This window comes from Lysobacter korlensis, from assembly GCF_042434515.1.
In genome coordinates this window covers 310,749-322,785 of sequence record NZ_JBHLTG010000005.1, presented here as the reverse complement: position 1 = coordinate 322,785, position 12,037 = coordinate 310,749, and the positions used below count along the sequence as shown (strand labels likewise).

Sequence of the window (12,037 nt, the reverse complement as noted above, 5' to 3'; positions counted from 1 at the left end):
CTGATGTGGCCTACTGGGCTTACCCCACCCGGGTATGCGAGAAGGGCGAGAAGTGAACGGATACGTTTCGAACAAGGAAGACCTCTTGAAGCGGCTCCGCCGTGCAGAGGGTCAGGTCCGTGGCATCCAGCGGATGGTGGAAGAAGACACCTACTGCATCGACGTGCTCACGCAGGTCTCGGCCGCAACCAAGGCGCTGGAGAACGTCGCCCTGGCGCTGCTCGACGACCACCTTGGCCACTGCGTCGCTGAGGCGAGCGAGCAGGGCGGACCCGTCGCCGAGGAGAAGCTCCGCGAGGCATCCCTCGCCATCGCACGCCTGGTCCGCTCCTGACCTTCGGCCCCGCCTCGCAGCTCCCCGCACCACGAAGAGAGGACAGCGCCATGAGCGCCACCAACGGCAAGAACGACCTCATCCTGACCGATGCGAACAGCGGCTGCGCCTGTTGCGCCCCCAGCCACGGGGTGGGCGACGCCGAGCCGGCCGTGTCCGGCACGGAGTCGGAAGACTTCCTCGTCGCGGGGATGACGTGCTCGCACTGCGTCCGGAGCGTGACTGAGGAGCTCTCGGCGCTCGACGGTGTCGAAGCGGTGAACGTCGACCTGAACGCCGGCGGCGTCTCGCGCGTCACCGTGGCGAGCTCCAGCACGCTCCGACGCGACGACGTGCGGGCAGCGGTCACCGAGGCCGGCTACGACCTCGTTCCCGCGGAGTAGGGAGGAGCCGGGGGTCACCGCACGCGCCGGCACTCCGTCGCGCGGTGCACTAGAAGTGCAGTATCATGCACTCATGGACGACGGCATCGCGATTCTGGCAACGGTGATCGGCGCACGGGTTCGCCAGGAGCGGCAAGCGCGCAAGTGGACACTCGACCAGCTGGCGGCGTCTGCGGGCGTGAGCCGCCGGATGCTCGTCAACGTCGAGCAGGGCACGGTCAACCCGAGCGTCGGCACGCTGCTGAGAATCAGCGACGCGCTCGGCGTCGGTCTGCCTGCCCTGGTGGAGCCGCCGCAGCCCCGACCGGTCCGGGTGACGCGCCGCGGGAACGGCGCCACGCTGTGGAGCGGCGCAGCGGGCGGCCGCGGCGTGCTGGTGGCCGGCACCGAGTCGCCGGATGTGGTGGAGCTGTGGGACTGGACCCTCGGTCCGGGAGATCATCACAGGAGCGGGGCCCACAGCGCGGGAACCAAGGAGCTCCTGCAGGTGCAGGAAGGCACCATCCTGATCGAGGTCGAGGAGCAGTCGTTCACACTTGAGGCCGGCGATGCGGTGGCATTTCCAGGGGATGTCGCTCACTCCTACGTCAACCCGAGCTCGGAGCGCGCGCGGTTCTCACTCGCCGTATTCGAGCCCGGTGTGGGCGCCACGACCCGATCCGAGGTGCACGAGTGAACCGGCTCACCCTCGACCCGCTCGACCCGATGTCGAACGCTGCGCTCGACGACGCCGCTGCCGATCTCAGCGCTCGTCTCACTCGGCTGGGTCGTGACGTCACCGTTGCGCGGCGCGGAATCGGGGCCGAAGTGTCATGACCGCACTTCCCGCCTCCCGCCTTCCGGTGCCGCCGTGGGGCCTGGCCGTCGCAGCGATGCTGTCGGTGCAACTGGGATCCGCTCTGTCGGTGGGCCTTATCTCCACAGTGGGGCCGGCGGGCACCGCCTGGCTGCGACTCAGCATGGGAGCCCTGATCTTCCTCGTGATCGCCCGGCCGCCGCTGCGCTCGCTGCGCCGGTCGGACCTTCCGGCACTGCTCGGTCTGGGCGTCGCCACGGGGCTCATGACGATCATGTTCCTCGCCGCCCTCGAGCGGATCCCGCTCGGCACCGCGGTCGCGATCGAGTTCCTCGGGCCGTTGACCGTCGCAGCCGTACGCGGCCGCAGCAGGGCGGCGCTCGTCTGGCCGGTTCTCGCGTTGGTCGGCGTGGTCCTGCTCACGGAACCATGGGGCGGCACTGTCGACCTCCTCGGTGTCGGGTTCGCGGGACTCGCGGCGCTCGGCTGGGCCGTTTACATCTTGCTCACGCAGCGCGTCGGCGATCGGTTCACCGGCATCGGCGCGCTGTCCTTCACGATCCCGGTCGCCGCCGCCACGGCGGCGATCGTCGGAATTCCGCAGGCCCTCGGCCATGTCACGCTCGAGGTCGTCATCGCCGCCGCCGGGCTCGCTCTCCTGCTCCCCGTGCTTCCGTTTGCGCTCGAGATGCTGGCGCTGCGCCGGATGACCCATACCGCTTTCGGAACGCTGATGGCCATCGAACCCGCAATCGGTCTCGTGCTCGGCCTGCTCGTGCTTTCCCAGACGCCATCGCTGCTCCAGCTCGCCGGCATCCTGACCGTCGTCCTCGCCGGCGCCGCCGCGCAGCGGGGCGGCCAGCGCAGGACTGAGGCAGCCGCACCGGCAGCTCCGCCCTCGGACCTCGACCTTCTCGGCTAGGCCGGCCGGGCATCAGTCGGATGGCATGTTCTTGATCGTCTCGGGAATCTCATCCGCCGGATTGCGGCGCGCGCTGACCCTTCCTCTGCCGGCCTTGTAGAGCTCCCGGAGGATCGGGATGCCGGACAGCAGCACGATGCCGATGATGAAGTACTCGGCGTACTCGGCGACGAAGTCGATCTGCCCGAGGAAGTACCCGAGCAGCGTCAGTCCGACGCCCCACAGCAGAGCGCCGACCATGTTGTACAGCACGAAGCGCCGGTACGGCATGTGGCCGACCCCGGCCGCCACCGGTACGAACGCTCGGAAGATGGGGAGGAACCGGGCGATGATGATCGCCTTGCCGCCGTGCTTCGAGAAGAAGGCGTTCGTCCGCTCCACGTTCTCGGGGTTGAAGAAGCGGCTTCGCTCGCGCTTGAAGACGGCCGGGCCCGCCTTCCGTCCGATCAGGTACGCCACCTGATCGCCGGCGAAGGCGGCGACGAAGATCACCGCGATCGTCGCCCAGAGCGGAACTCCGATGAAACCGGTTGCGGTCAGGAGCCCGACGGTGAAGAGGAGCGAGTCGCCGGGGAGGAACGACAGGACGATGAAGCCCGTCTCGATGAAGACGACTGCGGCCACGCCGAGCAGCACGAATGGCCCGAACCAGCGGATGAGCCAATCGGCGTCGAGGAAGTCGAGACCGAAGAGAAGCGGCTGCATGTGTGATCCTTTCCGTGTCGCCTCAGCCGAGGCCCGATGTCTCCTGGTGGCCGTCGCCGTCCCGGATCGCGCCGGTGACCGGCTTCCGAGAGAGGGTGACGGCACCGGCATCGGCCGCTCGCGACGTCGCGGCGGCGACGGCAGCGTGATCGTCGGCCTTCGAGTAGGCGTGACGGAGCGGCACCGGTGCAACGTCCTTGCCGGTGCGCTTCGCGTGCCGCCGCCGCTGGATCATGTTCAGCGCCTCGACGGCGATCGCGAATGCGATCGGGCCGTAGATCAGCGCCTTGTCGACATGCACGTCGAATCCGTCCGCGATGAGGAATGCGCCGATGAGCACGAGGAAGGCGAGGGCGAGCATCTTGACGGTCGGGTGCCGATTGACGAACGCAAAGATGTACTTCGACGAGAACAGCATGAGGCCGAACGACAGCACCACCGCGACGATGATGACGAGGAGATTGTCCACCATGCCGACGGCGGTGATCACGGAGTCGAACGAGAACACGATGTCGAGCAGGAGGATCTGGATCAGCACGGCGCCGAAGGTCGCCGTCGCCACCCGTCCGGTGCCGTGTGACTCCTCACCCTCCAGCTTCTCGTGGATCTCCGTGACGGCCTTGTAGACCAGGAACAGCCCCCCGAGGATCAGGATGAGGTCACGCCCCGAGAATCCCATGCCGAAGAGCTCGAAAAGATCCGACGTGAGTGTGATGATCCACGACGCGGCGAACAGCAGCCCGATGCGCATGACCATTGCGAGGGTCAATCCGAGGTTGCGGGCCTTCGCCTGCTGCTCCACCGGCAGCTTGCTGGCGAGGATCGAGATGAAGATCACGTTGTCGACGCCGAGGACGATCTCCAAGATGAAGAGCGTCAGGAACGCGATGAGCAGGTCGGGCGTCAGGTCAAGTGAGAACTCCACATGATCGACCCTAGGGGGCCCCTTCTGGGTATCTGGCGGCGGCGTGCGGTGTCCCCGCACTCGGCGTCCGCTGCCGGACCCGGCTTCGGCCAAGTTTCGGGCTTTCCGTTTCAGTCATCCCCCAGGCGACGGTGGCGATGATCAGCACCAGCTCGGCATGAATCCGTTCATGCCGCCAACCGTGGAGCCCGTGGCGACGTCGATGAGCACCGTCGTGATCCCGGTCGAAGCGGGCTCGTAGGGGTAGCCGTCAGGCTGCCGGTCACCGGGCAGCAGTTCGACTGCGAGCTGGCGGCCGTTCGGCGAGAGGCACATGCTGCGGATGTCGGTGTCCGCTGTGGCCGGTTCGTAGAGCACCCGCGGGCCGCTGTCGTCGACGTGGAGGACTCGCGGGTTGAGGCGGGTGACACCAGGGCGGTATTCCGGCGTCATCAGGGTTTCGAGGTAGCGGTCCTCGCCCAGGATGATCACCTGGCCTGCGGAATCGTCTTCGGTCGATCCGTCCGACGGGAGCGAGAGCGGCGTCTTCTCTCCGGTGTCCAGGTCGATCGCGGTCGCTCCGTTCGCATCCGCGACGGTGAGGGTCCGAGTGCCGGGGATGAAATTGCGAAGCTCCTGATGCTGACCGAGGGCAACGGGCGGGTCGCCCGCCAGAACGTCGATCAGGTACAGGTTCGCATCGGCCGCCTGAGCGACGACCGAGGTCGAGGAGGGGACGAAGGTCCAGTCCACGACCCGGAGCGGCGTCCCGTCGATGCCCAGCACCTCCCGTCCCACACCCGAACCGGACTCGGCGTCGTACACGATGAGCGTGCGCGCCGGGGTCGTGTCTCCGACGCGTTCGGGGGTGAAGATGAAGCCCAGGAGGTTCGACGCACCGGACGCCGCGAGCTGGGTGACGGTGCCGGCGGCCGGGAGGGTGATTCCCGCTGCTGCTCCACCCGCAACCGGCTTCATCTGCAGCGTGCTGGTCTGCCCCGCTCCGATGGTGACGACGGCGAGCTGGTCGCCGACCACTGCGTACTCCTGGATCGCGGGAGCGGCGAACACCTCCGTCGCGTCGCCACCCGCGACCTGGCGGCGGAAGATCCGGTCATCCTGTCCGGCCCCGGAACGGACCAGGGAGAAGACGCTCGCATCGGGCGTCTGGAAGGTGTAGCGCAGGGTCGACCGCGCGCCTGTGGCTGCCGTTGCGGCGTCGACCGTGACGGTGTAGTCGGCGGCATAGGCGAGCATCTCGTCGAAGCGGATGGTGACGGTGGAATCGTCGCTGGTCACGGTCACGGATGTTTTCGGCTGGACCCGCACATCGGAGGCGGTGACGGGCTGGATGCGCTGATGAGGCCGGAGTACCAGGTTCTGAGCGGGGCGGGAGACGAGCGCTTCAGTGTTCACCTCGGCGCCGGCCAGCCGAGGCCCCTGAAAGGCGTTCGCCAGGGTCAGGCCGACGACCAGGGCCGCCAATATCGTTACCGTGACGGCGACGAGCCTGCGGAAGCGAATGATACGTCGGCGCTCGGCCCGGCCGCGATCAGTAGACATAGGGGTCGTCCGGCTCCTCGACCTGCTCACTGTCGGTCGGGATCAGCACGATCGGCGCGTCCGCGGATGTGCTGGGATTCGAGTCGAACGCCCCGGCGAGCGAGAGCCAGCCATCCGGGCGCAGCTCTTCCCTCCACCCCGGCCAGTGCACCGGGACGCCGACGGGCTGCGCGTCGATGGCGCAGTGCGTGATCAGGTAGCGGGCGAGGTAGAACGTGTCGTCGGACTCCGTTGCGAGCACGAAGCCGGTGACCTCGACCGCCTTGCCGGTGAAGAATTGCTCCGGCATCCCCTGCCGGAGCAGGCTCGCCCAGTCCTTCACGGTGAACGTCGACCCGTCACTGCCGGCGAGTTGCGCTGCGTCCACCTCGGTCTCGGTCGCCGAGGCGGCGTTGAGCTCGCGGCTTCCGGCGATCGCCGGGGACAGCGTCGCCGGCGGCAGCACGAGGGTGCCCGCGGTTGCGGCCGCGAGCACGAGCAGCCGGCCGCCGACCCGCAGGAACGGGGAAGCGTGGGTCTGCGTCCGCGCGGTGGCCTCATCCGCCTCGTGCGCCTCCCCGGATTCCTCGCGTCCCGGGAGGAAGAGCAGCGCCGCGAGCGACACTATGCCACCGATTCCCGCCATGACGAGAGTGAATGTGAAGTACCGCGGGTGGACGTACAGGTCGAGGTCGCCGGTGGCTGCCAGCCACAGCGTCCCGATCACGACGACGAGCGACAGCAGGATGCCGGTCCACCGTCCGGTCATGCGGTCAAGCAAGAAGGTTCACCCCCAGCCCGAGTGCGGCGGCGCACAGCGCGACCAGGCCCGTCAGTGTTGCCAGCGTCCGGGTGGTGAAGGTCGTCCGGAGCAGCGCGAGCAGCTTGATGTCGATCATCGGCCCGAACACCAGGAATGCGACCATCGATCCCGGCATGAAGGTGGACCCGAGAGCCAGCACGAAGAACGCGTCGACATTCGAGCACAGCGACACGACGAACGCGAGCGCCATCAGGGCGACCACCGACCAGACGGGGTCGCCGCCCAGCGCGATCAGGATGTCGCGGGACACCGCCACCTGGATCAGGCCCGCGATCGCTGACCCGAAGAACAGCGCCGGCAGCATCGCCGCAGTCTCACCGCGGAACAGCGCCAGGCTCTCCGTCATCCGCGACGCCGTGCCATGGGAGTGGTGATGCGGCGACTCGCAGGATGCGCGGAAGCGGCTGGTCAGGAGCGCGCCCGGGCGCGGGTGATGGCTGAAGAGCCACCCGACGAGGTTCGCGATGGCCAGTGCGCCCAGGATCCGGGCTGCCAGGATGCCGTTGTCCCACCCGAACACCTGATACGTGGTGATGATCGTCACCGGATTCAGGATTGGCGCCGCCAGAAGGAAGGTGATCGACTCCGAGACGCTGAATCCGCGGATCATCAGTCCCCGCGCCAACGGGACGTTGCCGCACTCGCACACGGGCAGGAGGACGCCGAGGAGCGAGATCGCGAGCCTGCGCCCCGCAGCATTGCGCGGAAGGACCCGATGCAGCAGGTGCTCGGGCAGCCAAAGCTGAACGACGATCGACAGCAGAATGCCGAGGAACACGAACGGCAGCGACTCGATGACCACACTCAGGGTCAGGGTGGTGAAGTCGCTGAGGACGTCTGGAACGCTCAGGTCCTCAGCGGGCGACAGGATGCGCAGGGCGACCGCACCGACCACCAGCGCGACGGCGACCGGGAGGACTCGTCGCAGCCGCCCCGGCGCATCGGTTCGGCTCCGCACATCGCTCTGGGTCGGCACTGATCAAGGCTATGCCGCGAACGGTCGAGCAGCCGTTTGCGCAACCCTCAGGAGAACGCGGCCTCGTAGAGCGACTTCAGCTCCGGCGTGGAGGGCCCGCTCTGCCCGCACGTGGTGACCACCCCGGCGACCGCGCTGATCAGGTACGTGCCGCCCAGTTCGAAGCGCCCGGTCGTCAACTCGATCAGGTCCTCGGTGCCCTGTGGAATCGTGACCGTACTCGCCGGCTCGCCCGTGTACTGGTGAAGCACCTCCAGTCGGACTGTCGAGCCGTCGATTCCGGTCACGCGTCCTTCGAACGCGACGTCGGTGTCGGCGATGAACTCCGCTGCGAGCGGCGCGCACGCCGTGGACACGCCGGGATCGGGTGCCGAGAGCGCCAGAGTGTCGCCGCCGGCAGGCCGGGCGACGATCACCGCGGTGACGACCGCGGTCGCCGCCGCGGCGGTCGTGATGGCGGCGACGATGCCGCGGCGTCGGGCCTGCACGGCGCGCGGGTCGATCGGCTGCGTGTCCCCGGAGGGGCCGTCGGTGGTGGTGTGGGTCATGATCTCCTCGATCCGGTGCTCGGGAAGCGGAGCGACTCCGCGCGCGGGGTCGATCTCGCGCAACCGGCGGGCGAGGCCGTCGTCGTCGGAACCGAAGGGCTGCATCCCGGTCATCGTCTCGCTCCTTCTTCACTGGAGATATGTCCGAGTCCCCCCTCGTTCCTTTCGAGCCGATCGCGGAGCCGTCGTTTCGCGCGGTGCAGACGGATCGCCGCCGCGTTCTCCGACACGCCCAGCACCCGCCCGATCTGCTCGGCTGTGAGCTCCTCCCATGCCCACAGGCGCAGCACCTCCGCGTCGCTGTGGCGCAGCGCGGCGAGCGCGGCATGGACTTCCACGGCGTCCGCAGCATCCGCGTCCGCCGGCGGCACGGACGACGCGGGAGGGTCGAGCGCGACGATGCGGGCGGTGAGCCGGCTCCGGCGTCGCGCCGACCGCTCCGCGTTGCGCAGGCAGTTTCGTGCGGCGACGTAAGCCCACGGCAGGCGCTCACCGGCCGCCGGCAGATCGTCGAAGCGCCGCCAGCACACCAGCATCGTGTCGCTCAGCACATCGTCCGCGGTGTCGGCGTCGGTGCGGCGCCGGAGGAAGCGGCGCACCGGATCCGCGACCTCGCGCACGAAGTCGTCGAACGCGCGTCGCCGCTCGAGATCCGATGTCACGATCAGCTCAGGTCCGGCACGCCGTCAGAACTTTCACCCGCCGTCGATCGCGGCGTCGATCTCGTCCCGACGCCCGAGTACGAGCGCTTCGAATGCGCCGTCGGGGAGCGGCTGGTCGTCGGAGAATCGGATGCCGCCTTTCGTCGATGAGAAGCCGTCCAGCTGGGGCAGCGCGTCGGCGACGACCTCGGCGCTGAACGGGAGGACCGAATACCCCTCCCTTCCTCACGATCACGCTCACGAGCGAACGGCCGCGGTACCGCAGCGCGGGCATTCCGTAGCTCGTGCCCTCTTCCAGGCCGGCGACGAGCGCGAGTGCGCGGTCGCGCCATCCGGCGATCACCGAGCGGCCGGGCTCATCGAGGGAGGCGATGTAATCGGTGACCTCGGTCATGCGGTCATTGTTCCACCGGGCGTTCCGCCCGGCCAGGCCTCGCGACGCTGGGTGCCGACCGTGAATCCCTGGGGCAGGCACTGAGGAACGGCATCCCCTCCAGCGGACTGCCAAGGGTGCGTTTCTAGGCTGGAGAGCACGAATCGGAGGCACACCATGGGATTCCTCAAGAAGGCGCTGCGGAGTGGCGTGGCCGCCAAGGCCGCGCAGATCGCCATGCGCGAGGCGCGGAAGCCGGAGAACCAGCGGAAGGCCCGGGAGCTCGTCCAGAAACTCCGGGACAAGCGCCGGCCGTCCATCTGAGCGATCGCGGCGGTCAGTCGCCGCCGTCCGAGTCGAGGATCCGCTCCAGCGTCGTGGCCAGCGAGCGCAATGACGCGCCGTCGGCGCGACCGGCGAGCTCACGCTCGATGCCGCTCCGGTACACCTTGGCGGCCTCACGAAACCGCCGATCCCCTTCCTCGCTGAGGATCGCGTAGGAGGATCGGCCATCCGCCGGGTTCGCCTCGCGTGCCACGAAACCTGCGCCGATGAGGTCGTCGACGATGCGACTCACCCGCGTGCGGCTGAGGACCACCCGTTCGCCGAGCTCGCTCATCCGGAGTCGTCCGCCAGCGGCGGACAGCTCGAGCAGCACGTCATACCAGGCCAGCGGCAGGCCGGTGGCGCGCTGCAGCTCCTTGTCGAGTCGCGGGACGAATCTGGCGTGCGTCCGCAGGATCGCTGCCCACGCGCGTTCGGCGTCCGAGTCCGGCATGTCCTTGAGCGTACCACTTGCGTGCGCGCGCACATAGCGATAATGTGCTCACGCACATAAACAATGTGCGTCCGCACACAATCGACACGGGATCAAGGAACCGACTCATGACCACGCTGCTGCACATCTCCTCCTCGCCACGCGGGGACGCCTCGGAATCGCTCGCGCTCGCCGACACCTTCCTCGCCGCGTTCCGCCGCATCCGACCGGAGGTCGTTCTCGACCACTGGGATCTCTGGGACGGCCGGCTCCCGTCGTTCGGACCGGACGGTGCGGGCGCCAAGATGCGGATCTTCGCCGGGGAGGAGCCGGTCGGTCCGCAGGAGACCGCCTGGCACCGCGCCCGCCTCGCGTTCGAGCGGTTCGCCGCCGCCGACCTGTACCTGTTCAGCGTGCCGATGTGGAACGCAGGAATCCCCTACATCTTGAAGCAGTTCATCGACGTGGTGAGCCAGCCTGGGATGCTCTTCGGGTTCGACGCCGACACCGGCTACACGGGTCTGCTCCAAGGCAAGCGGGCCGCGGCGCTGTACACCAGCGCGGTGTACGGCCCCGACCGGGCGCCCGCCTTCGGCAGCGACTTCCAGGCGCCGTACCTGAACGACTGGCTTCAGTGGGCCGGCATCGAGGACATCCGATCGGTGGAGTTCCGCCCGAACCTCGTCGTCGCGGATGCCGCCGACCGGCGTCAGATGGCCCACAGGCAGGCGAGCATGGCGGGCACCTCGTTCGGGTTGAAGCGCTTGCGCGAGGTTTCCTAGTCGTCCGGCATCATGGAGACGAAATCCGGCTCCGGCGAACGCCCACGGACGGAAGGCGAGGACATGGGATTCACCCGCGCGCAGCTCCTCGCCTTCCGCGACGCCACCGTCGATGACCTCGTCGGACCAGGCCTGAGGCTCCTCTTCGTCGGCATCAACCCTGGACTGTGGACCGCGGCGACGGGCGCCCACTTCGCCCGTCCGGGCAACCGGTTCTACCCCGCGCTCGCCGCAGCGGGCATCACCCGCCACCAGATCCGGGCCGGCGACGGAATGGGCGACGCCGACCGGGGGCATCTGATCTCGCGCAGGATCGGCATCACGAACCTGGTCGCCCGGGCGACGGCTCGCGCCGACGAGCTCACCGCGGGGGAGCTCCGGGCGGGTGCGCTGCTGCTCGAGGAACGGGTGGCGCTGTGGCGGCCGCGGGTCGTCGCCATCGCAGGGGTGAGCGCATACCGGCACGCGTTCGGCATCCCGAAGGCGACGCTCGGCCGACAGCCGAATGACCTGGCGGGCGTCGAGCTGTGGGTGGTGCCCAACCCGAGCGGCCTGAACGCGCATCACGATCTGGAAGCACTTGCGGCCGCATACGCCGCACCAGCCCGGGCCGCCGGCGTGCTGTGACCCGGCGTCGGCTGCGGCGCGGAGTCAGGCGTAGCGGCGCACCGTGGTGACGGGGTCGAAGCCGAGGCGCCGGTAGATCCCCTCGCCATCGGGCGACGCGGTCAGCACGGCCCGCCGCGCGCCCATCGCGTGCGCGTGCTGCAGGGCCGCTACGGTGACCGTGGTGCCGAGCCCGCGGCGGCGCAGGTCCGATCGTGTGACGACGTTCTCCACCGCGCCGACCTCGCCTGCCACGACCACCGTGGCGCAGCTCGCGGGCACCCCATCCTGCTCGAGCAGCAGATACCGGGCGGCGTTCCCGGCGAGCCGGACCGCTGCGGCCATGTCGGGCATGTCCGGCAAGGAGGGGTCCCCGATCCACACTCGGAGCCAGTGCTGGATGCGCGAATCGTTCGTCACGTCGACGACCGCCGCCGTCTCACCCCGCGGCGCGCGGTCCAGCGGCATGGTCATCAGCGGCTCTTCCTCCTGGAACTCGAGCCCGGCAGCGAGAAGGGCCGCGTCGTCGCGCCCCCGATTCAGCTCCGGCCAGGCGTTCCAGAGAAACGGTGTCGGGGCGAAGCCTTCCCGCAGACGCCGGACGAACTCCGCGTCGGCGGACCCGGAGAGCCACACGACGCCGTTGAGATGCTCGGTCGGTGCGCCCGTACGGTACCAGGCGGCATCAGGGGTCCGTCCGGCTTCACCGCGCACCAGATGCGTGTCGATGTGGTCGGCGACGGCCTGGCCGACGACGCTACGGCGTTCCATCGGCGCTCCTTCGGTCGACACAGCCCATGGTGCTGCCGCACGGGGGGCCGCGCAAGGTGCTGATGCTCCGCAGACGCACAGGGGTATCCCGGGCCCTGCGTGGTACCGTCGCGGATCGGCCCTGAACCTCGGGACCGTCGAACATGATCGACG

General features: G+C 68.9%; 17 protein-coding genes. 8 read left to right on the top strand and 9 right to left on the bottom strand.

What is annotated here, in order from left to right; translation table 11 throughout:
* Positions 1–52 precede the first annotated feature (52 nt).
* The 5 genes from ACFFGH_RS20925 (at position 53) to ACFFGH_RS20905 (ending at position 2,435) form a co-directional block, all read left to right on the top strand.
* Positions 53–334, top strand: coding sequence for a metal-sensitive transcriptional regulator (locus tag ACFFGH_RS20925; RefSeq protein ID WP_386671928.1), 282 nt, complete (start codon positions 53–55; stop codon positions 332–334).
* Between the two features lie 50 nt (positions 335–384).
* Positions 385–717: a heavy-metal-associated domain-containing protein gene (locus ACFFGH_RS20920; protein ID WP_386671926.1), complete on the top strand. Its 333-nt coding sequence runs from the start codon at positions 385–387 to the stop codon at positions 715–717.
* A 73-nt stretch (positions 718–790) separates the two neighbouring features.
* Positions 791–1,393, top strand: coding sequence for a helix-turn-helix domain-containing protein (locus ACFFGH_RS20915; RefSeq protein ID WP_386671924.1), 603 nt, complete (start codon positions 791–793; stop codon positions 1,391–1,393).
* Complete coding sequence (locus tag ACFFGH_RS20910) at positions 1,390–1,533, top strand: hypothetical protein (RefSeq protein WP_386671922.1); 144 nt, start codon at positions 1,390–1,392, stop codon at positions 1,531–1,533. Before ACFFGH_RS20915 ends, ACFFGH_RS20910 begins: the two co-directional genes overlap by 4 nt.
* Positions 1,530–2,435, top strand: coding sequence for an EamA family transporter (locus tag ACFFGH_RS20905; RefSeq protein WP_386671920.1), 906 nt, complete (start codon positions 1,530–1,532; stop codon positions 2,433–2,435). The genes ACFFGH_RS20910 and ACFFGH_RS20905 overlap by 4 nt, the downstream gene beginning before the upstream one ends.
* Positions 2,436–2,447: 12 nt before the next feature.
* Here ACFFGH_RS20905 and ACFFGH_RS20900 read toward each other — a convergent pair whose 3' ends face one another.
* From ACFFGH_RS20900 to ACFFGH_RS20870, 7 genes are all read right to left on the bottom strand, one after another.
* Positions 2,448–3,140 (bottom strand): DedA family protein, encoded by a 693-nt coding sequence (locus tag ACFFGH_RS20900; protein WP_386671918.1) that lies wholly within the window; start codon positions 3,138–3,140, stop codon positions 2,448–2,450.
* Positions 3,141–3,162: 22 nt separating this feature from the next.
* The gene (locus ACFFGH_RS20895) at positions 3,163–4,065 is read right to left on the bottom strand and encodes a TerC family protein (protein ID WP_386671916.1); all 903 of its coding nucleotides are present in this window, start codon (positions 4,063–4,065) and stop codon (positions 3,163–3,165) included.
* A gap of 141 nt (positions 4,066–4,206) precedes the next feature.
* Positions 4,207–5,349, bottom strand: a complete 1,143-nt coding sequence (locus ACFFGH_RS20890; protein ID WP_386671914.1) for a hypothetical protein — start codon at positions 5,347–5,349, stop codon at positions 4,207–4,209.
* Positions 5,350–5,596: 247 nt separating this feature from the next.
* Positions 5,597–6,355 carry a TIGR03943 family putative permease subunit gene (locus tag ACFFGH_RS20885; RefSeq protein ID WP_386671913.1) on the bottom strand — a complete coding sequence of 253 codons (759 nt, stop codon included), beginning with the start codon at positions 6,353–6,355 and terminating at the stop codon, positions 5,597–5,599.
* A 4-nt stretch (positions 6,356–6,359) separates the two neighbouring features.
* Positions 6,360–7,385, bottom strand: coding sequence for a permease (locus ACFFGH_RS20880; RefSeq protein ID WP_386671911.1), 1,026 nt, complete (start codon positions 7,383–7,385; stop codon positions 6,360–6,362).
* A 47-nt stretch (positions 7,386–7,432) separates the two neighbouring features.
* Positions 7,433–8,047: a hypothetical protein gene (locus ACFFGH_RS20875; protein ID WP_386671909.1), complete on the bottom strand. Its 615-nt coding sequence runs from the start codon at positions 8,045–8,047 to the stop codon at positions 7,433–7,435.
* Positions 8,044–8,595 (bottom strand): RNA polymerase sigma factor, encoded by a 552-nt coding sequence (locus ACFFGH_RS20870; protein ID WP_386671907.1) that lies wholly within the window; start codon positions 8,593–8,595, stop codon positions 8,044–8,046. The genes ACFFGH_RS20875 and ACFFGH_RS20870 overlap by 4 nt, the downstream gene beginning before the upstream one ends.
* A 550-nt stretch (positions 8,596–9,145) precedes the next feature.
* On the opposite strand from ACFFGH_RS20870, the gene ACFFGH_RS20865 reads away from it, so the two are divergent.
* Positions 9,146–9,292 (top strand): hypothetical protein, encoded by a 147-nt coding sequence (locus tag ACFFGH_RS20865; RefSeq protein WP_386671905.1) that lies wholly within the window; start codon positions 9,146–9,148, stop codon positions 9,290–9,292.
* Between the two features lie 13 nt (positions 9,293–9,305).
* Here ACFFGH_RS20865 and ACFFGH_RS20860 read toward each other — a convergent pair whose 3' ends face one another.
* Complete coding sequence (locus tag ACFFGH_RS20860; protein ID WP_386671903.1) at positions 9,306–9,746, bottom strand: MarR family winged helix-turn-helix transcriptional regulator; 441 nt, start codon at positions 9,744–9,746, stop codon at positions 9,306–9,308.
* A gap of 107 nt (positions 9,747–9,853) precedes the next feature.
* Between ACFFGH_RS20860 and ACFFGH_RS20855 the strand changes: the two genes are divergently transcribed.
* Both ACFFGH_RS20855 and ACFFGH_RS20850 read left to right on the top strand, forming a co-directional pair.
* Positions 9,854–10,507, top strand: coding sequence for an FMN-dependent NADH-azoreductase (locus ACFFGH_RS20855; RefSeq protein WP_386671901.1), 654 nt, complete (start codon positions 9,854–9,856; stop codon positions 10,505–10,507).
* Positions 10,508–10,570: 63 nt separating this feature from the next.
* Positions 10,571–11,134, top strand: a complete 564-nt coding sequence (locus tag ACFFGH_RS20850) for a mismatch-specific DNA-glycosylase (RefSeq protein ID WP_386671899.1) — start codon at positions 10,571–10,573, stop codon at positions 11,132–11,134.
* 24 nt (positions 11,135–11,158) lie between these two features.
* On the opposite strand, the gene ACFFGH_RS20845 is transcribed toward ACFFGH_RS20850, so the two are convergent.
* Positions 11,159–11,884, bottom strand: coding sequence for a GNAT family N-acetyltransferase (locus tag ACFFGH_RS20845; protein ID WP_386671897.1), 726 nt, complete (start codon positions 11,882–11,884; stop codon positions 11,159–11,161).
* Positions 11,885–12,037: the final 153 nt, after the last annotated feature.